Here is a 21,187-nt window from a genome sequence, read left to right as displayed (position 1 = left end):
GTGGGAAAGGCACTCTCCTTTTGAGGTGAGGACTGGTCCGGCCGGGTGAGGGTCTCTTAGCCAGCCATGAGCGACCCCCGGTAGCCGTCGTCAGGAGTTTGACTGTGCTGCAATCGTCACCGCCCCAAGAGTCCCAGTGGTCACCAGCCGTCCCGGCTCAGCGCAGTTCGAGAGACCTGGCGGGGCCATGGCACTCCGAGGCAGCGTGCCGGCGGGATGAGGCAGGACTCTTCTTCGCCCCCTCCCAGGAGCCCACCGCGGCCCGGCTCTCCCGCGAACAGGCCGCCAAGGCGGTGTGTGCCCGCTGCCCCGTCCTGCTGGAATGCCGGGAGCACGCCCTGCTCCAGCCCGAGCCGTACGGGGTGTGGGGCGGGTTGACGGCCGCCGAGCGCCGCGTGGTGCTCAGCCGGCGCCGCCGCCGCGAGACCACCAGCGGCAGCGGCGGCAACAACACCAGCGGCACCCGCGTCGCCTGACCGGCCCCACCCGGCCAGGCGCCCGCGCGCGATCCCCTCACCCCTCACCCCTCACCCCCCACCGGCCGGCCGGCCCGCACCCGTGCGCGGGCCGGCCACCTGGCGCCGTACCGCGTCACTTCCCCCGGTCGAAGTCCACCGCGCTGTACGCGCGCAGCTTGGACAGCCGGTGCGTGGAGTCGATCTGCCGGATGGTGCCCGAACGCGAACGCATCACCAGCGACTGGGTGGTGGCCGTCTCCGGGCGGTAGCGCACCCCGCGCAGCAACTCGCCGTCGGTGATCCCGGTGGCCACGAAGAAGACGTTCTCGCCGCGCACCAGATCGTCCGTGTGCAGCACCCGGTCCAGATCGTGCCCGGCGTCCAGCGCCTTGCGCCGCTCCGCCTCGTCCTTGGGCCACAGCTTGCCCTGGATGGTGCCGCCCAGACACTTGATGGCGCAGGCCGCGATGATCCCCTCCGGGGTGCCACCGATGCCCAGCAGCAGATCCGCCCCGGTGCCCTCGCGCACACTCATGATGGCGCCGGCCACATCCCCGTCCGAGATGAGCTTCACCCGGGCGCCCGCCTCCCGCACCTGCCGCACCAGGTCGTCATGGCGCGGCCGGTCCAGGATCACCACCGTCACATCGCCAGGCGCGCCGCCCTTGGCCTTGGCGACCCGGCGTACGTTCACGGCGGGCGGCGCGTCGATGTCCACGAACTCGGCGGCCTCGGGCCCGGTCGCCAGCTTGTCCATGTAGAACACGGCGCTCGGGTCGAACATCGCGCCCCGCTCGGCCACCGCCAGCACCGACACCGCGTTGCCCATGCCCTTGGCGGTCAGCGTGGTGCCGTCCACCGGGTCCACGGCCACATCGCACTCGGGTCCGGTGCCGTCCCCCACCCGCTCGCCGTTGTACAGCATCGGGGCCTCGTCCTTCTCCCCCTCACCGATGACGACCACGCCGTTCATCGACACGGTGGAGACCAGCGCCCGCATGGCCTTGACGGCGGCGGCGTCCGCGCCGTTCTTGTCGCCCCGGCCCACCCAGCGGCCCGAGGCCATCGCCCCGGCCTCGGTGACCCGTACCAGCTCCAGGGCCAGGTTGCGGTCGGGCGCCTCGGGGGCCACTTCGAGCGGCGGCGGAAGAAGATGGTCAGGCATCGGAACACACCTTTCTGCGCGGCGGTGCCGCAGGGGAGGGTGCTCACGACTTTAGCCGGGATTCGTACACCTGAGCAGAGTGCCCATCTGATGAGCGACACCGGGGGCGGTGCCCGGCACGGTACGGGCATACGGGACGATGGGCGGGTGGCGAGCGATGTGACCGAGCAGGCAGAGAAGACGGAAGCAGCCCCGGCGGCGGCCGAGGAGGCCCCGGCGCCCAAGCGGCCGAAGATGAAGTCCGCCCGGGACATGGTGCTGTCCATGGCCGTGATCACGGCGGTGGCCTTCGGCCTGTACCTGTTCGCCCCCGGCGGCGACGCCGGCGCGGACCCGGTCAAGCCCATCACCTACGAGGCCGAGGCCGATCTCGCGGCCCGCGCCGCCCCGTACGAACTGCTGGTCCCCGAGGGGCTGCCGGCCGAGTGGCGGGCCACCTCGGTGCGCTACCGGCACACCGACCCGTTCGGCGCCACCTGGAAGCTCGGCTTCATGGACCCGGACAATGAGTTCGCCGGGCTCGTCCAGGCGGACGGCGACCCGAAGGGCTTCGTCGCCGACGCCACCCAGGGCGCCGAGGACACCGGCGAGACGGTGTCGCTGGGCGGGCAGGAGTGGGCCTGGTACGAGGGGACGCCGTACGACGCGCTGGTGCTGCGGGGAGCGGAGGTGACCACCGTGGTCGCCGGCACCGCCCCCCGCGAGCAGCTGACCGAGCTGGCCCAGGCGCTCCGGGTCAGGACCGTGGAGACCGTCGAGCCCTGACGCGGCCTACAGCACGGTGACGGCCTCGGCGTACTCCAGGCGCGGCTTGCGCGGGTGGAACGCGTCGGGGCCCGGCCGGCCGATGTTCACCACCAGCAGTACCTTCTGCCGGCCGTCGCCGAAGAACTCCTTGTTGACGCCCTCCGCGTCGAAGCCGCTCATCGGGCCGGCCGCGAGACCGGCGGCCCGTACACCCAGCAGGAAGTAACCCGCCTGGAGCGTGGCGTTGAAGCTGCCGTGCCGCTCGCGCAGCTCCGCCTCCCCGTACATGTCGTCCTTGAGCGAGGGCAGCGCCGGCAGCAGCTTGGGAAGCTGCTCGTGGAACTCCAGATCCACCGTCAGGATCGCGGTCAGCGGGGCGCTGCCGGTCTTGTCCCGGTTGCCCCGTGACATGAGCGGCAGCAGCCGCTGCCTGGCCTCGCGGGTGCGCAGCAGGGTGATCCGCAGCGGCGACTGGTTGTACGCGGTCGGCGCCAGCTTGATCAGGTCGTACACCGCCTGGATCTGTTCGTCGCTCACCGGTTCCGCGGTGAAGGTGTTGGCGGTGTGCGCCTCGCGGAAGAGCAGGTCCTGCGCGGAGGGGGCGAGGGCGAGGGTCATCGGGGTGGCGCCTTTCGTGGGGGTGGTGGTGGCCGCGGGGAGGCTTCCCCGCCCGGCCAACCCCGACGCGTCCGCCCGCTATTCCCCCGGCCCGCCGGCCCCCTCTTCCGCTTCCTCCTCCTTGAGGGCCTGGTCGAGCCGGGCCCGGGCGCCGGCCAGCCAGCCGGCACAGATCTTCGCCAGCTCCTCGCCGCGCTCCCACAGCGCCAGCGACTCCTCCAGAGTGACCCCGCCCGCCTCAAGCCGGCGGACCACATCGATCAGCTCGTCCCGCGCCTGCTCATAGCTGAGCGCCGGGTCGGTGTCCGTGTCCGTATCCGTGTCCGCTTCTGCCATGCCCGCCACCTTATGTCCGCGCGTCATGCGCCGTACTCCTGATCCACCGTCACCGTGAACTCCCCCTGCGACACCCGGGCCCGCAGCGTCTCGCCGGCCGTCACCTCATCGGGTGCCCGTACCGCCGTGCCGTCCGCGCGCCGCACCACCGCGTAGCCGCGCCGCAGGGTGGCGGCCGGCGACAGCGCCACCACCCGGGCCCTGGTGTGCGTCAGATCGGCCTCCGCCCGCTCCAGCAGATGCCCAAGCGTCCGCCGTGACCTGGACACCAGGGCGTCGATCTCCTCCGCCCGCCCGGCGATCATCCGCTGCGGCTCGGCCAGCACCGGCCGGCTGGTCGCCGCCGCGAGCCCCCGCTCCTCCCGCTCCAGGTACGTCTCCAGCACCCACCGGCCGCGCTCGCGCAACTGCCGCACCCGGGACTGCTCCTCGCCCACATCGGGCACCGTCCGCTTGGCCGCGTCGGTCGGCGTGGAGGCCCGCAGATCCGCCACCAGGTCAAGCAGCGGGGAGTCGGGTTCATGGCCGATCGCCGAGACCACGGGCGTACGGGCCGCGGCGACCGCCCGCACCAGCCGCTCGTCCGAGAACGGCAGCAGATCCTCCACACTGCCCCCGCCCCGCGCCACGATGATCACATCGACCTCGGGGTCGGCGTCCAGCTCCTGGACCGCCTCCATCACCTGCGGTACGGCGTGCACGCCCTGCACCGCCACATTGCGTACCGCGAACCGCACCGCCGGCCAGCGCAGCCGGGCGTTCTGGAGCACATCGCGCTCGGCCGCCGACGCCCGCCCGGTGACCAGCCCCACGCACCCGGGCAGAAACGGCAGCCGGCGCTTGCGCTCCGGCGCGAAAAGCCCCTCGGCCGCCAGTGACTTCTTCAATGCTTCCAGCCGGGCCAGCAACTCCCCGACCCCCACCGCCCGCAGCTCGGTGGCCCGCAGCGACAACTGCCCGCGCGGGGCGTACCACTCCGGCTTGCCGAACACCACCACCCGCGCGCCCTCGCCGACCACCTCCGCCACGCGATCGAACACGCCCCGGAAACAGGTGACCGTCAAAGAGATGTCCTGGGACGGATCGCGCAACGTGAGGAACACCACGCCCGCCCCCGGGCGGCGCGAGAGCTGGGTGATCTGTCCCTCCACCCACACCGCGCCGAGCCGGTCGATCCATCCGCCGATCAGCCGGGACACCTCACCGACCGGCATCGGCGCTTCCGCTGTCGTCTGTACCGCCATGCCCGCAACGCTAGCGCCGTCCACTGACAATCCCGCCCCGGCGCCCGCCGGCCGCCCGCACCGTGAGCGGCACCGAAGGCCCCCCGTACGATGGGGGACATGGCCGACCCAGCACTCGCCGGCACCGCCGAGCCCGCCCGCCGCGTCCTGCTCGCCGCCCCCCGGGGCTACTGCGCGGGCGTGGACCGCGCCGTCCTCGCCGTGGAAGCGGCCCTGGAACAGTACGGCGCCCCGATTTACGTCCGGCACGAGATCGTCCACAACAAGTACGTGGTGCGGACGCTGGAGCGCAAGGGCGCCATCTTCGTCGAGGAGACCGCCGAGGTCCCCGAGGGCGCCATCGTGATCTTCTCCGCGCACGGCGTCGCCCCCGAGGTCCACCGGGAGGCCGAACGCGGCAAGCTCGCCACCATCGACGCCACCTGCCCGCTGGTCACCAAGGTGCACAAGGAAGCGGTGCGGTTCGCGCAGGACGACTACCAGATCCTGCTGATCGGCCACGAGGGCCACGAGGAGGTCATCGGCACCAGCGGCGAGGCCCCCGAGCACATCACCTTGGTGGACGGGCCCGCCGACGCCGCCAAGGTCGAGGTCCCGGACCCGGACAAGGTGGTGTGGCTGTCCCAGACCACCCTGTCGGTCGACGAGACGATGGAGACGGTGGACGCGCTCAAGCGGCGCTTCCCCAACCTGCTGAGCCCCCCCAGCGACGACATCTGCTACGCCACCCAGAACCGGCAGCTCGCCATCAAGCAGGTGGCGGCGGAGGCCGAGCTGGTGCTGGTGGTCGGCTCGAAGAACTCCTCCAACTCGGTACGCATGGTGGAGGTCGCCCTCGGCGCGGGCGCGGCCCGGGCCCATCTGGTCGACGAGGCCGCGGAGATCGACGAGGCATGGCTGACCGGCGTCACCACCGTGGGCCTGTCCTCCGGGGCATCGGTCCCCGAGGTGCTGGTGGAGGGCGTGCTGGAGTGGCTGGCGGCCCGGGGCTACGCGGATGTGGAGCTGGTGCAGCCGACTGAGGAGCACATCCAGTTCTCGCTCCCCAAGGAACTGCGCCGCGACCTGCGCGCCGAGGCCGCCGCGAAGGTCGCCGGCTGACGGACGGGGCTACCGGAGGGCGGCGGCCCGGCGCCGCCGCCGCCGGATCCGGCCGATGGCCACCCCGATCCCGCGCAGCAGCGCCAGACCGGCGGCGGTGGCCGTCCCGCCGAACAGCCACGGCGCGCGCAACGCCAGCTCGGTGACGGCCGCCATCGGCCCCAGCGTGGTGACCAGGCCGACCGCGAACGCGATCGGCGCCGCCACCGGCGCACAGATCAGGTCGGCCGGCCGCACCCACAGCGCGGCGGCGGCGCAGGCCAGGACGAACAGCACCCCGTACAGGGAGGGCGCACCGCCCATCGGCTCGCACAGCCAGGCGGCGCCGACCATGGCGACGGTGGCGAGCACACCGCAGCCGAGGCCGGTCAGCCGGGGACGGGGAAGTCGGGAGAGTGCCGCCAGCACGGGGGGCACGGGGCGCGTCCGCGGCCGATTCCGCATCGCGGCCTGCCCGGCGGGCCGGGGCACACTCGTCCGCACCACGGCGGGGTATTGCCGAGGGTGCTCGGTTGTGTGCGTACTGTATTCCACTGCACCAAAGTAAGCCGCCGGACGGGGGCCAGGCGATGATGGACACGCTTGACGTTCCATATGACTGTGCGTCTGTAGGCCGTGACCGGCTCCGGGCCCCGGATTGTCGATCGGCTTACGGTCCCGAAGGTTTTCGGATCGCGATGATCGGTGGGTCGATCATCGCGTTACCCCCGGCTGCCCGGAACGCGCGGGCGGTGACCCGAGGGCTGCCGCGAGCGCCTGCCCGCCTTGTCGATAGCTCCCTCTTCCCCTGCCTGGAGGGACTGCCTCCCCCGTAGACTGGTCGGCGGCCCCGGGAACGGGGCCACCGCTTCGTTTCTCCTCGCTACGGGAAGTCGTCACGTGTCGCTCACGATCGGAATCGTCGGTCTGCCGAATGTCGGCAAATCGACCCTTTTCAACGCCCTGACCAAGAACGACGTGCTGGCGGCCAACTATCCGTTCGCCACCATCGAGCCGAACATCGGTGTGGTGGGTGTACCGGATGCCCGGCTGGGTGAGCTGGCCAAGGTGTTCGGCTCCCAGCGCGAGCTGCCGGCCACCGTTGACTTCGTCGACATCGCCGGAATCGTGCGCGGTGCCAGCGAGGGCGAGGGGCTCGGCAACAAGTTCCTGGCGAACATCCGCGAGTCCGATGCCATCTGCCAGGTGATCCGGGCCTTCAAGGACGAGAACGTCATCCATGTGGACGGCAAGGTCTCGCCCAAGAGCGACATCGAGACGATCGACACCGAGCTGATCCTGGCCGATCTCCAGACCGTGGAGAAGGTGCTGCCCCGGCTCCAGAAGGAGTCGCGGATCAAGAAGGACCGGCTGCCGGTGGTCAAGGCCGTCGAGGAGGCGCAGGCCATCCTGGAGGACGGCCGCACCCTCTTCTCCGCCGGCATCGCCCAGGGCACCGAGCGCGCCGAGCCGCTGCGCGAGCTGCACCTGCTGACGGTCAAGCCGTTCCTGTACGTCTTCAACGTGGACGAGGACGAGCTGGTCGACGAGGCGTTCAAGGAGGAGCAGCGGGCGCTGGTGGCCCCGGCCGAGGCCGTGTTCCTCAACGCCAAGCTGGAGTCCGACCTGGGCGAGCTGCCCGACGACGAGGCACTGGAGCTGCTTCAGTCGGTGGGCCAGGACGAGCCGGGCCTGGCGACCCTCGCCCGGGTCGGTTTCGAGACGCTGGGCCTCCAGACCTACCTGACGGCCGGTCCCAAGGAGGCCCGCGCCTGGACCATCCCCAAGGGCGCCACCGCGCCGGAGGCGGCCGGGGTCATCCACACGGACTTCCAGAAGGGCTTCATCAAGGCCGAGGTGATCTCCTTCGAGGACCTGATCGCCGCCGGCTCCATCGCCGAGGCCCGCGCCCAGGGCAAGGCCCGGGTGGAGGGCAAGGACTACGTGATGCGCGACGGCGACGTGGTGGAGTTCCGCTTCAACGTGTGACGGGTGTCAGAGGGGGTCCGGCTCGTGTGGGCCGGGCCCCTTGATGTTCGTTACCAGTGCGGAGAACGCGGCGGCCGGGAGGTTCAGGGTGGGGCCGTGGGGGTTTTTGGAGTCGCGGACGGGGACCAGGCCGTGTGAGGCGGCGAGGTTCACGGCGACCTCTATGCAGTTGCCGCCGTTGCTGCTGTAGGAGGACGTGAACCAGCGGGGGGACTCGATTGTTGTCGTCAAGAGGTGCCCTTCCGTGCCTCGTTGATCAGGTCCGACAGCATGGCTCACGCGGACCCTTTGAGCCCCGTCACGAATGCGGAGAACGCGGCGGCCGGGAGGTTCAGGGTGGGGCCGTGGGGGTTTTTGGAGTCGCGGACGGGGATCACGCCGTGTGAGGCGGCGAGGTTCACGGCGACCTCTATGCAATCGCCGCCGTTGCTGCTGTAGGAGGACGTGAACCAGCGGGGGGTTTCGGTCGTCACGGGATGCCCTTTCGCAACTGCTCGATCATGGCCACAGAGGTTGCCTGCGACAAAGCCTCGGCTTGTAGCTGATGGTAGGCCGTCAACAAGGGCACCACGGAGCTGCCTTCGCGCTCCAGATGTCCACGTGCCTGTGACTCGGCATAGGCGAGTACGGATCGGTCAGCCAGCGTAAGGACGTTGACGGGCAGGTTGAACGGTCGCCTCGCCCCTATGTCAAAGGGCGCCACTTGCAGGACCCAGTTGGGGAGGGACGCGACTTCGAGCAGCCGGCCGAGCTGACCCTTCCGGACCTCGGCACTGCCGACCTCGTGTCGGAGACAGCTCTCATCCATCACGACCAGCACCATGGGCGGCCGAGGACGCAACAGCGCGGATTGCCTCTCCGCGAGGAAGGAGACGCGCTCTTCCGCCTGTTCGGGCGTGATGGCCCCGCGTTGCACGTCCCCGTCCGCCACCGTCCGCGCGTACTCCGGCGTCTGCAAGAGGCCGGGAATCAGGCCGATCTGAAACAGCCGAATCTCTACCGCGCGCGCCTCGTAGCCGACGTACTCCGGAAAGCCCTCCAGCAGGCTGCCCCGACGGAGTTCCCGCCATTCGCGCTCGAAGGTGTCCCTGCCCGCATGGCCAAAGGCGCGGTCCGCACCGCGCGAGAACCGGAGAGTCGGAGGCTTCCGAGCAACTTCAACGGCCGAAATGTGCACGCTGGAATACTCCATGCGTTCGGCGAGATCGTCCTGAGTCCAGCCGCGCGCTTCCCGCAAGCTGCGCAGACGTGCCCCGAAGGCCGCCTGGGGCGAGCTGTCCGGGTTCAACTCCTTGCGGTTCAAAGGGGTTTCACCAACCTTCCGTTCTGGGCTGATCACTTGAATGGTTCCCGCCGATCCGTCACGCTGAAACCCGTCCGCAGTGGAAGCACTGCGGACGGGAGCGGTGATGTCTGACATGACTGCTCTAGTCGGATAATGCGACCCATTCCTTGCCGGTCAAGCCTGCTCATGGAGGTGTCATGGCGCCCCTGCAAGCCACCTACAAAGAGAACGTGTTCGGGCGGGCCTTAGTGGCTGATGCCGCGGATATCGAGCGGTGGCGGAGCGAGGTGGGCGACGTCGTACGGGGGTGGGGTGCGTCGTCGAGCGCCCTGGAAGTAGTGCGACTGGGGCTGAGCGAACTCCTGGCCAATGTGGTGAACCACGTCGCGGATCCCCGCTGCTACCTGCGGATCCTGCTGATCGGCCGCGAGGTCACCGTGCAGGTCTTCGACCGGTCCCTGACGATGCCGGTCATCGGCGAGGCGCCCCGGTGGGACGCCGAGGACGGCCGGGGGCTGTGGATGCTGCGTCAGATGGCCGCGCACTTCGGCTGTGAGCGCACCCGGCACGGGGACGGCAAGATCGTCTGGTTCAGCTGCGACCTCAATGGGGGGCTGCGGTGAAGAAGCCGGATGGTGAACCCGGGGCGGGGGAACCGGTCGAGGTGACGCTCGATGTGCCGCTGAGCCGGGTGGAGCCGTGGGACTGGATCGAGGTCGGCGGCCGGCGGCAGCGGGTGCAGTCGGTGACGGTGCTGTTCGGCGGCCGGCGGATTCACTTCATCCGTGGCGGGCTGCTGGCGCTGCCCACCGGGCGGAGGGTGCGGGTGACCCGTACGGTCCGGCCTGAAGACATGTCGTCGGTCGCCGCCGATGCGCCCCCGCAGGACACCGGTGAAGGGGCACCCTCATGACCGCTCCGACCCCGCTCGCCTGGCTGCACGCCGACTCCTTCGCCTCCTGGGTGACGCGATCCGGCAGTTGTTCGATGTGCCGGGCCGTGGACGTGCCGGTGGTGTGGGCGGGGTCGGTCGTGGCGCACGGGAAGGCCAGGGCCGTGCACGCGTGCGCCGAGTGTCTGCGGCGGCTCGCCGACTTCGTACGGGGCGAGGCCGAGGGGCCGTGCGGTGAGACCCGGCACGGCACCGGGGACGCCGGGCCGCCGGCCGCCGGGGGATCCGGGGTGGTGAACCGGGCCTTCAACGCCATCGCCCTGCTGGGCCTGGGCGCGTTCTTCGCCGGGTTCGCGAGAACCTGGTGGACCGGGCACTGACCGGAGCGATGGCCGCTTCGCTCCCGGAGTGGAGCGGCGCCGAGCGCCGGGGTCCCGGCCGGGACCCCGCGCAACGGCCTCGGCCTGCGGTCCGGGACGTGTCGGGGCGGCCCCGGGCGGAGGCCCCGGCGCGGCCCTGGTCGACGGCGATCATCACTTCGGGTGATTCGGTGGCCAGCTCTTGCGGATAGCAACCCTCCGTTGTCAAGCTGTTGCTGTTTGTGAAGTAGGTAACAGCAGACGGACCAACGCCGGGGAGGGCTTATGCCGTTCGGTGAGCAGCCCGCGTATCTGAAGGTGGCCGATGATCTGCGGCAGCAGATCGCCGACGGAACGCTGCCGCCGCATACCCGCCTTCCCTCGCAGGCGAGCATCCGGGCGAAGTACGGGGTGTCGGACACCGTCGCGCTGGAGGCGCGGAAGGTACTGATGGCCGAGGGGCTGGTCGAGGGGCGGTCCGGGTCGGGGACCTATGTGCGGGAGCAGCCGGCGCCGCGCCGGATTTCGCGCAGTGGGTATCGGACCATGGGGGAGTGTTCGCCCTTCCGGCAGGAGCAGACCGATGAGCGGGTGCGCGGCACCTGGGAGGGGCGCAGTGAGCGGATCGCCGCCGGGGAGGCGGTGGCCCAGCGGCTGGGGATCGCGCCGCGCGACGCGGTGATGTGCACCCGCTATGTGTTCCGCACCGGCAATGAACCGGTGATGCTGTCCACCTCCTGGGAACCGCTGTCCGTCACCGGGCGGACCCCGGTGATGCTGCCCGAGGAGGGGCCGCTGGCCGGGCGCGGGGTGGTGGAGCGGATGGCGGCCATCGACATCCAGGTGGACAACGTGGCCGAGGAGATCGGCGCCCGGCCGGCGCTGGCCGCCGAGGCCCGGGTGCTGGGGGGGCTGGCCGGACATTCGGTGCTGGTCATCACCCGCACCTACCGGGCCGGCGGGCTGCCGGTGGAGACCGCCGAGGTGGTGGTCCCCGCCGATCGGTTCCGGATCGCCTATCACCTGCCCGTCAGATGAGCGTCCGGCCGCTACGGCAGCAGGAGTTCGAACCAGACCGTTTTGCCGTTCGGGGCCTGCCGGGTGCCCCAGCGGCGGGACTGCCGGGCCACCAGGTGCAGGCCCCGGCCGCCCTCCTCCAGCAGGGAGGCGGTCCGCTCGTGCGGCGGATCGGGGAGCCGGTCGGAGACCTCCACCAGCAGTGAGGTGCCACGCACCATCCGCACCTCAACCGGCCCGTGCGCGTACCGCAGGGAGTTGGTGACCAGCTCACTCACCAGCAGCACGGTGGTGTCCAGCAGGGGTTCGAGGTTCCAGTCGAGCAGGGCGCGGCGCACCGCGCGGCGGGCCTTGCGGGGGGCGTGCGGCTCGGGTGCGAAGGTCCATTCGGCGGAGTTGCCCTCGGGCAGTCCGTCGAGCCGGGCGGCCAGCAGCGCGATGTCGTCCGAGGGCCCCGGCGCCCCGCCGCCCGGGCCGGCCGCCGGGCTGAGGGTCTCCACGATCCGGTCGCACAGCTCTTCCAGCGGTGCGCCCGGGGTGCCACGGTCCTCCAGCAGCGCGCACAGCCGGTCCAGGCCCACCGTGATGGACTCGCCGCGGGTCTCGATCAGGCCGTCCGTGTACAGCACCAGGATCGCGCCCTCCGGAACGGTGATCCTGCGTTCCTCGAAGGCGACCCCGCCCACCCCGAGCGGCGCGCCGGAGGGCAGTTCCAGCGGGTCGGCCGACCACAGCCCGGTGGCTTCGTCGCGGGTGAGCAGCACGGGCGGCAGATGCCCGGCCTTGGCCAGGACGCACTCGCGGGAGGCCGGGTCGTACACCGCGTACAGGCAGGTGGCCCACAGCTGATCGCCCGGCGCCTGGGCGAGGTCCTCGCTGAGGTCGTCCACCCGGCGCAGCAGTTCGGCCGGGGCCAGCTCCAGGCCGGCCAGGGTGCGTACGGCGGTGCGCAGCCGGCCCATGGTGGCGGCGGCCCGCAGGCCGTGGCCCATCACATCGCCGACCACGAAGGCGACCCGGCCGCCGGCCAGCGGGATGACGTCGAACCAGTCGCCGCCCGCCTCGGTGCCCACGCTGCCGGGCACATAGCGGTGGCTGACGGCCATGCCGGGCGGCTGGGGCACGGTCTGCGGCAGCAGGCTGCGCTGGAGGGTGAGGGCGGACTCCCGCTCCCGGGCGTAGAGGCGGGCGTTGTCCAGCGAGATGCCGGCCCGGCCGGCCACCTCCATGGCCAGCGTCTGGTCCTCCCGGTCGAAGGCGGCGCGCTGCCCGGCCCGGGTGAGGATGATCAGGCCCAGTACGGTGCCCCGGGCGCGCAGCGGCAGGATCAGCATGGAGTGCACCCCCAGGTCGAGGGCGGCGCGCACCTTGGGGGAGGGGGATGCGCCGGCCAGCTCGGCGAGTGAGCCGATCAGCAGCGGATTGCCGGTGTGCAGCACGGTGCTGAACGGGGAGCCCGGTTCGAAGGTGATGGTCTCGCCGGTGGCCAGGGCGGTGTCGGTGTGGTTGCTGTGCTGTTTGGCGGCGGTGCCCAGCTGGAGGACGGGCGTGTCGGGCAGTTGCTCGGCGGTGGGCAGTTCGTCGCCGTTCGCGACCGGGGCGAGCAGTTCCACGGCGGCGTAGTCGGCGAACCGGGGCACCAGCAGCTGGGCGAGGGAGCCGGCGATGAGGCGTACGTCCAGCAGGTCGCCCAGTGAGCTGCCGATGTCGTCCAGCATGGCGAGCCGGTGCCGGGCGCGTTCGATACGGTCCAGGGCCTCGCGGCGTTCGGTGACGTCCATGACGGTGGAGCTGACGCCGACGGTGCGGCCGTCGCGGTCGGTGAGCCGGCCGAAGGAGAGCGAGTGGGCGCGTACCCCGTCCGGGGCCGGGGTGACGAGGTCGGTGACGGCGGTGCCGGTGCGCAGCACGTTGGCCTGGACGGCGTGGACCTGCCGTGCCATGGGGCCGGGGAGGATGTCCAGCAGGGTCTTGCCGAGGAGGTCGGCGGGGGTGGTGTGGTGCATTCGGGCGAGTGCTTCGTTGACCCGGACCAGTCGCTGTTCGGTGTCGAAGATGCCGATGCCCAGTGGGGAGGCGGTGAACAGGGCGTCGAAGGCGGCCAGGTCTCGCTCGATCCGGGTCATCCGGGTGGTTTCCACCAGATTGGCCAGGATGTACGGGGTGCCGCCGGCGTCCAGCAGCAGGGCGGCGCGGCCCTCCAGATGGATGATGTGGCCGTCGCGGTGGCGCAGTGGCAGTCGGCCGCGCCAGTGCCTGCGCTGTCGCAGGGTGGCGTGGATGCGGGTGACGGCGGTGGTGGTGTGGCCGGGGGCGAGCAGGTCGGTGAGGCGGCGGCCGACCGCGTCGTGGTCGGGCCAGCCCAGCAGCTCGCGGGCCATGGGGCTCCACAGCCGGATGGTGCCGCGCTCGTCCAGCATGATGATCGCCACGCGCAGCACATCGAGCAGTGAGCGCTCGTTGCTCCGGGCCGAGGGGACCGGTGTGAGTCCGGACGGCTCGGACGGGTTGGTCGTCACACGCGCCTGCCCCCGCTCGGGTACATCTTCTCCGGATGATAACGGTATCCGGATAAATCGGACCAATCGTCCGATGTCCCTCGGGTCGGGGGAGGGGGGTCGCGGGGTCCCGGCGCGGGGCGGGTGACGGCGGCCGGCGGTGGGTGGCGGCTCAGCGGCGGGCGCGGGCCCCCGCCTCCACCCGTTCCACCAGATAGCGGCCGGGCTCCGTGGCGGGGCGTACGCCGGCGCCGGACTCCAAGCGCCTGATGAGTCGCTGCGCTTCGGCGCGCGTGGCGCAATGCCCTATGCGATAGCGACTGCCATTTTCATCCTGCCGGATCACCTGCCATGGGCGCAGGTTGCTGTCGTTCATTCCTCACCCCCGGGCTGCATATGCCAGACCATACGCCTGTGCCTCACCCCGCGCACACGGATTGGCCGATGGACCGGCCAACAACGTCCACCCAATGGCCGGTTGTCACTCCTTGCGACGCCGGCCGCGCCGACCACGGGTGCCGCGTACCACCAGATAACAGACCACCACGACCGCCGCCCCGAGCAGGGCCAGCGGCAACACGACCGAGCTGCCGCCGCTCCCCGGCGCCGCCCCCGGATCGGGCGGCCCGGAGGACGGCGCGGGGGCCGGAACACGCGCCCCCTGACGCACCGCCGCGAGCCCCCGCGCCGCCCCGACCGCGGCGCCCGCCCAGTCGTGCCGCTCGACCGCGGGCCCCACCGCCGTGCGCCCGATCTCCTGGACCTGCTCGCGCGTCAGCCCCGAGGAGGCGTCCACCGAGAAGGCGTACGCGCGGTCCCCGGTTCCCACCGCGAGCAGGACCGCGTCCGCGGGGAGCTGATTGTGTTCCGCCGTCGCGTCCGCCCACGTCTGTGGCGAAAGACCGGTGAAGTCGCGGACATAGGCGACGTAGAGGTGCAGGTCCTGGCCGGTGGCCAGCTCGCCGATGGCCGCCCGCACCTCGGCGGCGCGATCCCCGCCGTCCAGCGCGTGCACCGGGTCGGTGACCCCGCCCTCGCCGTTCAGCTCCAGCGGGTACTCGGCGGGCAGCAGCAGGGCGGCCACCCCGGCCAACGCGGTGAGACATCGCAGCAGCACCTCTCGACGCTATCCGTGGCGCCGAACCCCCGCCCGGCCGTCGCGGCGGCCCGCACCCGGCGGTCCGTACGGGGCGCGACCGCCGTGTGCCCGCGCACGCGTCGTCGCCGCGGCCTGCGGCCTGCGGTGGCCGGGAACGCGGGGCCCGGGGCGCGGGGGGATTCGACGGGGTGGGTTGCGCCGGTTGGGTGGGTGGGGCGGCGGCGTGCGTCGTGTCGGCGAGGGTGCGGGCGGCGGGTCGCCTTCAGTGGGACGGGCCCTTGTCATACGTGTGAAGAGCCGACCGGAGGTCATGGCATGCCAGGTGGGCCGCCCCCCGAAACCGCCGCACGGCGGCGCACCCCCGCGAGAGGCGGCCTCGTGCTGCTGCTGGCCGGGACGCTGTCCCTGACCGCCGCCCTCACCGGATGCGGCAGCGACACCGGCCCGGAGCGCTCCGGCGCCTCCGGCGCCGCCCAGTCGCTCTCCCTCGCCGACCGCACCGAACTGCGCACCGGCGGCACCCTGCGCTGGGGGGTCGGCGAGCTGCCCGCCACCCTCAACGCCTTCGCCCCCCAGGCCGGCCCGGTCACCGACCAGGTGGCCGCCGCCGTACTGCCCGCGCTGTTCATCCTGGACGAGCGCGGCCGGCCGCAGCTGAACACCGACTATCTGCGCTCCGCCGAGATCACCGCCCGCGAGCCCCGCCAGACCGTCGTCTACACCCTGCACCCCAAGGCGGCGTGGAGCGACGGACGGGCGATCGGCGCCGAGGACTTCATCGCCCAGTGGCGGGCACTCGGCGGCGGCGAGGGCAGCCACCCCGCCGCCCGGAACGCCGGCTACGACCGGGTGGAGAGCGTCAGCGCGGGCCCCGGCGACCACCAGGTGCAGATCACCTTCAGCAAGCCGTACGCGGACTGGAAGTCGCTGTTCACTCCCCTCTACCCGAAGGCCGTCACCGAGGACGCCGCCGCCTTCGGCACCGGCTCCCGGGACGCCCTGCCCGCCACCGCCGGACCGTTCGCACCGGGGAAGCTCGACCGCGAGGCCGGCACCCTGGCGCTGGTCCGCTCCGCCACCTGGTGGGGCGAGCCCGCGCTGCTCGACGAACTCGTCCTCACCGTGGTGCCCGACGCCGAACGCGGCGCCGCGCTGGAGGCCGGCGGCCTCGACGTGGCGGAGATCGACCCCGCCGACATCCCCCGGCTCACCCCGGCCGAGGACGGCGAACCCGCCGCGTACACCGTGCACCGCGCCTACGCGCCCGCCTACACCCAGCTCACCCTCAACGGCCGCTCCGGGCCGCTCAAGGACGAGCGGGTCCGCTGGGCGGTGGCCCGCGCCATCGACCGCGACGCGCTGGCCACCGAGGTGCACGAGCCGGCCGGGCTGCCGGTCCGGACGCTCGGCAACCATCTGCGGACCCTGGACCAGATCGGGTACGAGGACAACAGCTACGCGCTCGGCGCCTTCGGTACGAAGGTGGCCGGCTCGCTGCTGGACGAGGCCGGCTGGCACGGCGGACCCGGGGCCGAGGACGCCCAGGAGGAGAACACGGACGACCCCGCCGCCGATCCGGCCGGCGGGCCGCCCGCCGACGCCCTGCCCGGGCCGCTCCCGGCCGGCCAGCCCGCCGCCCGCCAGCAGGCCGCCCTGCTGCGCCAGGCCGCCGAGGCCCAGCGCGCCGGCGACGACACCGATGCCGACACCGACACCGCTGAGGCCGAAGCCGAAGCCGAGCGGCTGGAGCAGGAGGCCGCCGCAGCCGAGGCGTACGCCGACGAGCTGGCCGACCGCGCCGCCGGACCGGCGCGTACCGACGAGCACGGCAACGCCCTCACCCTGCGCTTCCTCGTGCCGGACGGCGACGCGGGCGCCCGCCAGCGGCAGATCGCCGACCACATCACCGACATGCTGGCCGCCGCAGGCGTCCGCGCCAGGATCACCGAGGTGCCGGCCCACACCTTCTTCACCGACCACATCAGCACCGGCGACTTCGACCTCGCCCTGTACTCCTGGCCGGCCAGCGGCTACCCGGCCACCGACGCCGCCCCGCTGTTCGCCAAGCCGACCCGGCAGCCGGACGGCGGCCTCGCCGTACAGCAGAACTACAGCCGGATCGGCACCGACCACATCGACCAGCTGCTCGCCCAGGCCGCGGCCGAGCTGGACGAGGAGGAGCACCACAAGCTCCTCAACCAGGCCGACGCCCGGCTGTGGGCGACGGCCGGCTCCATCCCGCTCTTCCAGCGCCCGCAGCTCGTCGCCGTGGACGCCACGCTCGCCGGGGTGGGCGCCTTCGGCCTGGCCACCCCCCGTTACCAGGACATCGGCTACCGCGCCTGAGCGTCACCACCGGTTGCCCGCGCCCGCTGCCGCGCTCGCGCCCGATCCCCGGCGCGAGCGCGGCGGCGCGCCGGGCCCCGTACGATAGCGGGACAGGCCGGTGTACATATCTGCCGAGCCGTCTCACTCCCTCGTCTCGGAAGAAGCACCGTCAGCCATGCCCACGCGCCATGACATCCGCAACGTCGCCATCGTCGCCCACGTCGATCACGGCAAGACGACGCTGGTCGACGCCATGCTCAAGCAGGCGGGAGCCTTCGCCGCCCACCAGCACGTCGACGACCGCGTGATGGACTCCGGCGATCTGGAGCGCGAGAAGGGCATCACCATTCTCGCGAAGAACACCGCCGTCAAGTACCACCCCAAGGGCGGCGGCGCCCCGATCGTCATCAACATCATCGACACCCCGGGCCACGCCGACTTCGGCGGCGAGGTGGAGCGCGGCCTGTCCATGGTCGACGCCGTCGTCCTGCTCGTGGACGCCTCCGAGGGCCCGCTGCCGCAGACCCGTTTCGTGCTGCGCAAGGCGCTGGCCGCGAAGCTGCCGGTCATCCTGTGCATCAACAAGACCGACCGCTCCGACGCCCGGATCTCCGAGGTCGTGAACGAGACCTACGACCTCTTCCTCGACCTGGACGCGGACGAGGACCAGATCGAGTTCCCCATCGTCTTCGCCTGCGCCCGCGACGGCATCGCCTCGCTGACCCAGCCGGCCGACGGTACGGTCCCGGCCGACAGCGACAGCCTGGAGCCGTTCTTCTCCACCCTGCTGTCCGCCGTGCCCGCACCGGTGTACGAGGAGGACGCCCCGCTCCAGGCGCACGTCACCAACCTGGACGCCGACAACTTCCTGGGCCGGATCGCGCTGTGCCGCGTCAAGCAGGGCCAGCTGCGCAAGGGCCAGTCGGTGGCCTGGATCAAGCGGGACGGCTCGCAGGCGCAGGTGCGGATCTCCGAGCTGCTGATGACGGACGGCCTGACCCGTAAGCCGGCCGAGGTGGCCGGCCCCGGCGACATCTGCGCGGTGGCCGGTATCCCGGAGATCATGATCGGCGAGACCCTCGCCGACCCGGAGAACCCGGTGGCGCTGCCGCTGATCACGGTGGACGAGCCGGCCATCTCGATGACCATCGGGACGAACAACTCGCCGCTGGTCGGCAAGGGCGGCAAGGGCCACAAGGTGACCGCGCGGCTGGTCAAGGACCGTCTTGACCGGGAGCTGATCGGTAACGTCTCGCTGCGGGTGCTGCCCACCGAGCGTCCCGACGCCTGGGAGGTGCAGGGCCGCGGCGAGCTGGCGCTGGCCATCCTGGTGGAGCAGATGCGCCGCGAGGGCTTCGAGCTGACGGTCGGCAAGCCCGAGGTGGTCACCCGGGAGATCAACGGCAAGACGCACGAGCCGGTGGAGCGGATGACCATCGACGCCCCGGAGGAGTTCCTGGGCGCGATCACCCAGCTGATGGCCTCCCGCAAGGGCCGGATGGAGACCATGACCAACCATGGCTCCGGGTGGGTGCGGATGGAGTTCCTGGTGCCCTCGCGCGGGCTGATCGGGTTCCGTACCGAGTTCCTGACCGACACCAAGGGCACCGGCATCGCGCACAGCATCTTCGAGTCGCACGAGCCGTGGGCGGGGGAGCTGCGGACCCGGCAGAGCGGGTCGCTGGTGGCGGACCGGGCCGGCAAGGCCACCCCCTTCGCGATGATGAACCTCCAGGAGCGCGGCACGATCTTCATCGAGCCGGGCACCGAGGTGTACGAGGGCATGCTCGTTGGCGAGAACTCGCGGGCCGATGACATGGACGTCAACATCACCAAGGAGAAGAAGCTCACCAACATGCGGGCGGCGGCCTCGGACACGACCGAGAATCTCGTTCCGCCGCGCAAGTTGTCGCTGGAGCAGTCGCTGGAGTTCTGCCGCGAGGACGAGTGCGTGGAGGTCACGCCGGACGTGGTGCGGATCCGCAAGGTGCAGCTTGACCAGCGGGATCGGGCGCGGGCGGCGTCGCGGGCGAAGCGCGCGTAGTACCCCCGGGACTACCCGGCAGTAGCTCTGCGTTCAGCGCGGGCTACCGGATGTATCGAATTCTGTCAAGGTTCGATCCGGTCGCCCGCGCTGAGTTGTGTTCGTTATGCGAACGAAATGGGTTGACCTTCGTCACATCAGTCCGCATATCGGTGACTCCGGGGGGGTAGTTTGTCCGAATTGTCTGATCTAACCTCCCTATCTTCATCAAAATGAAATCGGCAATCGGTGGTTCACCGAAGTTTTATGCCCAATAGTTGGGGGCATTGCGCTCAGGCTTTCGCCGGCGCGGCCGACGGACGCTTTGGGTATTCAACGCGTGTTGACAACCTCCGGGTCCGCGGTTTTCCAGCTACGAACCGGACTCCCAAGGAGGCAAGCCCATGCGTGGTGCGCGCAGCGCCAAGTGGGCCGCAGTGGCGATCGTTGTGGCCCTGGCCGCGACCGCCTGTGGTAGCGATGACGACAAGGGTGGCAACGGCGACGGTGGCAACGCGTCTGCCGGCGACGCCACGGGCATCGTGCGGGTCGACGGTGGCGAGCCGCAGGCGGCCCTGGTCCCCACCAGCACCAATGAGCAGTACGGCTCGCTGGTGATCAAGAACGTCTTCGCGAACCTGCTGGACTTCGAGGACGACGGTTCCATCAAGTACGTCGCCGCCGAGTCCGTCGAGTCGAACGACGACGCCTCCGTGTGGACCGTCAAGCTCAAGGACGGCTTCACCTTCCACGACGGCGAGAAGGTCACCGCCGAGTCGTACGTGAACGCCTGGAACTGGGCCGCCAACGTGACCAACGGCCAGAGCCAGAGCGCCTGGTTCGAGGACATCGCCGGCTACGAGGACGTGCACCCGGCCGAGGAGGGCGCCGAGCCCACCGCCGAGACCATGTCCGGCCTGAAGGTCGTCGACGACCTCACCTTCGAGATCACGCTGGCCAACCCGGTCTCGTACTACAACTACAAGCTGGGCTACCACGTCTTCGCGCCGCTGCCCACCAGCTTCTACGACGACCCGGCCGCCTTCGGCGAGCACCCGATCGGCCAGGGCCCGTACCAGTTCACCAGCTGGACGCACAACGAGAAGATCAGCCTCACCACCTACGCCGACTACACCGGGCCGAACAAGGCGCAGAACGGTGGCGTGGAGATCAAGGCGTACGACAACCTGAGCACCGCCTACCAGGACCTGGTCTCCGACAACCTGGACGTGCTGCGTCAGGTCGCGCCCGCGGAGCTCCCGGTCTACCAGGACGAGCTGGGCGACCGCGCCATCGCGCAGCCCTACAACGCCACCCAGTCCATCGTTCCGGTGTTCTACGCCGGCTGGGGCGAGCTGGATGACCCGTCCAAGGTCATCCAGGGCATCTCGATGGCGATCGACCGCGACACCATCACCTCGACGGTGCTGCACAACTCGCGGACCCCCGCCGACAGCTTCGTGCCCCCGGGCGTGTTCGGCTACCAGGCCGGTTCCGCCAACGGCAAGACCGACTTCGACCCCGAGACCGCGCGTCAGCTGGTCGAGGAGGGCGGCGGCGTCCCCGACAACAAGATCACCATCCAGTTCAACGCGGACGCCAACCACGACGAGTGGGTCACCGCGGTCTGCAACGACATCATCAAGAACCTCGACATCGAGTGTGTGAAGGACGCCAAGACGGACTTCGCCACCGACCTTGAGGAGCGTCGCGCGGACAACGTCAAGAGCATGTACCGGGGCGGCTGGCTCCAGGACTACCCGCTGAACGTCAACTTCCTGCGGGACCTGTACAGCACCACCGCGCCGTCCAACTACGGCCGGTACAGCAACCAGGAGGTCGACGACCTCTTCAAGCAGGGTGACCAGGCGGGCTCCTTCGACGACACCGTCGCCGCCTACCAGCACGCCGAGCAGGTGCTCTGGGACAACATGCCGGCCATTCCGCTCTGGTACCAGAACGTGAACGGCGGCTACTCCAACAAGGTGGACAACGTCCGCTTCGACGTCGCCGGCCAGCCGGTGCTCGAAGAGGTCACGGTCAAGTAAG

The 21,187-nt window shown here is 71.1% G+C and carries 22 protein-coding genes; 11 read left to right on the top strand and 11 right to left on the bottom strand.

All coding sequences use genetic code 11. The features are described 5' to 3' along the window. The first annotated feature begins 104 nt into the window (after nucleotides 1–104). Nucleotides 105–476: a WhiB family transcriptional regulator gene (locus tag AC5WRL_RS11725; RefSeq protein ID WP_496088354.1), complete on the top strand. Its 372-nt coding sequence runs from the start codon at nucleotides 105–107 to the stop codon at nucleotides 474–476. Nucleotides 477–591: 115 nt separating this feature from the next. On the opposite strand, the gene glpX is transcribed toward AC5WRL_RS11725, so the two are convergent. Next, nucleotides 592–1,623 (bottom strand): class II fructose-bisphosphatase, encoded by a 1,032-nt coding sequence (glpX, locus tag AC5WRL_RS11720; protein ID WP_496088353.1) that lies wholly within the window; start codon nucleotides 1,621–1,623, stop codon nucleotides 592–594. Between the two features lie 90 nt (nucleotides 1,624–1,713). Here glpX and AC5WRL_RS11715 point away from each other — a divergent pair, with 90 nt between their 5' ends. Beyond that, nucleotides 1,714–2,388, top strand: a complete 675-nt coding sequence (locus AC5WRL_RS11715) for a DUF4245 domain-containing protein (protein ID WP_496088352.1) — start codon at nucleotides 1,714–1,716, stop codon at nucleotides 2,386–2,388. Nucleotides 2,389–2,394: 6 nt separating this feature from the next. On the opposite strand, the gene AC5WRL_RS11710 is transcribed toward AC5WRL_RS11715, so the two are convergent. The 3 genes from AC5WRL_RS11710 to xseA all read right to left on the bottom strand — a co-directional run bounded on the left by AC5WRL_RS11710 (nucleotide 2,395) and on the right by xseA (nucleotide 4,568). Beyond that, nucleotides 2,395–2,988, bottom strand: a complete 594-nt coding sequence (locus AC5WRL_RS11710; RefSeq protein WP_496088351.1) for a malonic semialdehyde reductase — start codon at nucleotides 2,986–2,988, stop codon at nucleotides 2,395–2,397. A 78-nt stretch (nucleotides 2,989–3,066) separates the two neighbouring features. Then, on the bottom strand, nucleotides 3,067–3,324 hold the full coding sequence (locus AC5WRL_RS11705; protein WP_496088350.1) for an exodeoxyribonuclease VII small subunit: 258 nt from the start codon (nucleotides 3,322–3,324) through the stop codon (nucleotides 3,067–3,069). 23 nt (nucleotides 3,325–3,347) lie between these two features. After that, the gene (gene xseA, locus AC5WRL_RS11700) at nucleotides 3,348–4,568 is read right to left on the bottom strand and encodes an exodeoxyribonuclease VII large subunit (RefSeq protein ID WP_496088349.1); all 1,221 of its coding nucleotides are present in this window, start codon (nucleotides 4,566–4,568) and stop codon (nucleotides 3,348–3,350) included. A gap of 90 nt (nucleotides 4,569–4,658) precedes the next feature. Here xseA and AC5WRL_RS11695 point away from each other — a divergent pair, with 90 nt between their 5' ends. After that, on the top strand, nucleotides 4,659–5,669 hold the full coding sequence (locus AC5WRL_RS11695; protein ID WP_496088348.1) for a 4-hydroxy-3-methylbut-2-enyl diphosphate reductase: 1,011 nt from the start codon (nucleotides 4,659–4,661) through the stop codon (nucleotides 5,667–5,669). 9 nt (nucleotides 5,670–5,678) lie between these two features. Here the strand turns inward: AC5WRL_RS11695 and AC5WRL_RS11690 are convergent, their stop codons facing one another. Further along, nucleotides 5,679–6,086 carry a DUF6542 domain-containing protein gene (locus AC5WRL_RS11690; RefSeq protein WP_496088347.1) on the bottom strand — a complete coding sequence of 136 codons (408 nt, stop codon included), beginning with the start codon at nucleotides 6,084–6,086 and terminating at the stop codon, nucleotides 5,679–5,681. Between the two features lie 462 nt (nucleotides 6,087–6,548). On the opposite strand from AC5WRL_RS11690, the gene ychF reads away from it, so the two are divergent. Next, the gene (ychF, locus tag AC5WRL_RS11685) at nucleotides 6,549–7,637 is read left to right on the top strand and encodes a redox-regulated ATPase YchF (RefSeq protein WP_496088346.1); all 1,089 of its coding nucleotides are present in this window, start codon (nucleotides 6,549–6,551) and stop codon (nucleotides 7,635–7,637) included. A 6-nt stretch (nucleotides 7,638–7,643) separates the two neighbouring features. Here the strand turns inward: ychF and AC5WRL_RS11680 are convergent, their stop codons facing one another. Genes AC5WRL_RS11680 through AC5WRL_RS11670 form a run of 3 tightly spaced genes read right to left on the bottom strand, consistent with a single transcriptional unit; the run spans nucleotide 7,644 to nucleotide 8,940 of the window. Further along, complete coding sequence (locus tag AC5WRL_RS11680; protein WP_496088345.1) at nucleotides 7,644–7,868, bottom strand: DUF397 domain-containing protein; 225 nt, start codon at nucleotides 7,866–7,868, stop codon at nucleotides 7,644–7,646. Nucleotides 7,869–7,912: 44 nt separating this feature from the next. Beyond that, the gene (locus AC5WRL_RS11675) at nucleotides 7,913–8,110 is read right to left on the bottom strand and encodes a DUF397 domain-containing protein (RefSeq protein ID WP_496088344.1); all 198 of its coding nucleotides are present in this window, start codon (nucleotides 8,108–8,110) and stop codon (nucleotides 7,913–7,915) included. Next, complete coding sequence (locus AC5WRL_RS11670) at nucleotides 8,107–8,940, bottom strand: helix-turn-helix domain-containing protein (RefSeq protein WP_496088459.1); 834 nt, start codon at nucleotides 8,938–8,940, stop codon at nucleotides 8,107–8,109. Before AC5WRL_RS11670 ends, AC5WRL_RS11675 begins: the two co-directional genes overlap by 4 nt. A gap of 179 nt (nucleotides 8,941–9,119) precedes the next feature. Here AC5WRL_RS11670 and AC5WRL_RS11665 point away from each other — a divergent pair, with 179 nt between their 5' ends. From AC5WRL_RS11665 to AC5WRL_RS11650, 4 genes are all read left to right on the top strand, one after another. Continuing rightward, nucleotides 9,120–9,545 (top strand): ATP-binding protein, encoded by a 426-nt coding sequence (locus AC5WRL_RS11665; RefSeq protein WP_496088343.1) that lies wholly within the window; start codon nucleotides 9,120–9,122, stop codon nucleotides 9,543–9,545. Continuing rightward, nucleotides 9,542–9,835 (top strand): hypothetical protein, encoded by a 294-nt coding sequence (locus AC5WRL_RS11660; RefSeq protein WP_496088342.1) that lies wholly within the window; start codon nucleotides 9,542–9,544, stop codon nucleotides 9,833–9,835. The genes AC5WRL_RS11665 and AC5WRL_RS11660 overlap by 4 nt, the downstream gene beginning before the upstream one ends. Next, entirely contained in the window at nucleotides 9,832–10,194 is a 363-nt protein-coding gene (locus AC5WRL_RS11655) for a hypothetical protein (protein ID WP_496088341.1), read from the top strand. Before AC5WRL_RS11660 ends, AC5WRL_RS11655 begins: the two co-directional genes overlap by 4 nt. A 264-nt stretch (nucleotides 10,195–10,458) precedes the next feature. After that, the gene (locus tag AC5WRL_RS11650; RefSeq protein ID WP_496088340.1) at nucleotides 10,459–11,211 is read left to right on the top strand and encodes a GntR family transcriptional regulator; all 753 of its coding nucleotides are present in this window, start codon (nucleotides 10,459–10,461) and stop codon (nucleotides 11,209–11,211) included. A gap of 11 nt (nucleotides 11,212–11,222) precedes the next feature. Here AC5WRL_RS11650 and AC5WRL_RS11645 read toward each other — a convergent pair whose 3' ends face one another. From AC5WRL_RS11645 to AC5WRL_RS11635, 3 genes are all read right to left on the bottom strand, one after another. Further along, complete coding sequence (locus tag AC5WRL_RS11645) at nucleotides 11,223–13,709, bottom strand: SpoIIE family protein phosphatase (RefSeq protein WP_496088339.1); 2,487 nt, start codon at nucleotides 13,707–13,709, stop codon at nucleotides 11,223–11,225. A gap of 151 nt (nucleotides 13,710–13,860) precedes the next feature. Continuing rightward, nucleotides 13,861–14,064: an SPOR domain-containing protein gene (locus tag AC5WRL_RS11640; protein ID WP_496088338.1), complete on the bottom strand. Its 204-nt coding sequence runs from the start codon at nucleotides 14,062–14,064 to the stop codon at nucleotides 13,861–13,863. Between the two features lie 105 nt (nucleotides 14,065–14,169). Next, a complete protein-coding gene (locus AC5WRL_RS11635) occupies nucleotides 14,170–14,805 on the bottom strand; it encodes a TPM domain-containing protein (RefSeq protein WP_496088337.1) in 636 nt (211 codons plus the stop codon). A 297-nt stretch (nucleotides 14,806–15,102) separates the two neighbouring features. Here AC5WRL_RS11635 and AC5WRL_RS11630 point away from each other — a divergent pair, with 297 nt between their 5' ends. From AC5WRL_RS11630 to AC5WRL_RS11620, 3 genes are all read left to right on the top strand, one after another. Then, the gene (locus AC5WRL_RS11630; protein ID WP_496088336.1) at nucleotides 15,103–17,133 is read left to right on the top strand and encodes an ABC transporter family substrate-binding protein; all 2,031 of its coding nucleotides are present in this window, start codon (nucleotides 15,103–15,105) and stop codon (nucleotides 17,131–17,133) included. 157 nt (nucleotides 17,134–17,290) lie between these two features. Further along, complete coding sequence (typA, locus tag AC5WRL_RS11625; RefSeq protein WP_496088335.1) at nucleotides 17,291–19,159, top strand: translational GTPase TypA; 1,869 nt, start codon at nucleotides 17,291–17,293, stop codon at nucleotides 19,157–19,159. 383 nt (nucleotides 19,160–19,542) lie between these two features. After that, nucleotides 19,543–21,186 (top strand): peptide ABC transporter substrate-binding protein, encoded by a 1,644-nt coding sequence (locus tag AC5WRL_RS11620; RefSeq protein WP_496088334.1) that lies wholly within the window; start codon nucleotides 19,543–19,545, stop codon nucleotides 21,184–21,186. Nucleotide 21,187: the final 1 nt, after the last annotated feature.

The organism is Streptomyces sp. NTD107 (genome assembly GCF_059510435.1).
The sequence above is the reverse complement of the archived record's forward strand: the minus strand, read 5'-3'. Positions and strand labels throughout refer to the sequence as shown.

What these genes read in the sequence shown, in the direction of transcription:
- glpX (WP_496088353.1), bottom strand. Translation starts at nt 1,623, where the DNA reads ATGCCTGACCATCTTCTTCCGCCGCCGCTCGAAGTGGCCCCCGAGGCG.
- AC5WRL_RS11715 (WP_496088352.1), top strand. Translation starts at nt 1,714, where the DNA reads ATGAGCGACACCGGGGGCGGTGCCCGGCACGGTACGGGCATACGGGAC.
- AC5WRL_RS11710 (WP_496088351.1), bottom strand. Translation starts at nt 2,988, where the DNA reads ATGACCCTCGCCCTCGCCCCCTCCGCGCAGGACCTGCTCTTCCGCGAG.
- AC5WRL_RS11705 (WP_496088350.1), bottom strand. Translation starts at nt 3,324, where the DNA reads ATGGCAGAAGCGGACACGGATACGGACACGGACACCGACCCGGCGCTC.
- xseA (WP_496088349.1), bottom strand. Translation starts at nt 4,568, where the DNA reads ATGGCGGTACAGACGACAGCGGAAGCGCCGATGCCGGTCGGTGAGGTG.
- AC5WRL_RS11695 (WP_496088348.1), top strand. Translation starts at nt 4,659, where the DNA reads ATGGGGGACATGGCCGACCCAGCACTCGCCGGCACCGCCGAGCCCGCC.
- AC5WRL_RS11665 (WP_496088343.1), top strand. Translation starts at nt 9,120, where the DNA reads ATGGCGCCCCTGCAAGCCACCTACAAAGAGAACGTGTTCGGGCGGGCC.
- AC5WRL_RS11655 (WP_496088341.1), top strand. Translation starts at nt 9,832, where the DNA reads ATGACCGCTCCGACCCCGCTCGCCTGGCTGCACGCCGACTCCTTCGCC.
- AC5WRL_RS11650 (WP_496088340.1), top strand. Translation starts at nt 10,459, where the DNA reads ATGCCGTTCGGTGAGCAGCCCGCGTATCTGAAGGTGGCCGATGATCTG.
- AC5WRL_RS11640 (WP_496088338.1), bottom strand. Translation starts at nt 14,064, where the DNA reads ATGAACGACAGCAACCTGCGCCCATGGCAGGTGATCCGGCAGGATGAA.
- AC5WRL_RS11630 (WP_496088336.1), top strand. Translation starts at nt 15,103, where the DNA reads ATGCCAGGTGGGCCGCCCCCCGAAACCGCCGCACGGCGGCGCACCCCC.
- typA (WP_496088335.1), top strand. Translation starts at nt 17,291, where the DNA reads ATGCCCACGCGCCATGACATCCGCAACGTCGCCATCGTCGCCCACGTC.
- AC5WRL_RS11620 (WP_496088334.1), top strand. Translation starts at nt 19,543, where the DNA reads ATGCGTGGTGCGCGCAGCGCCAAGTGGGCCGCAGTGGCGATCGTTGTG.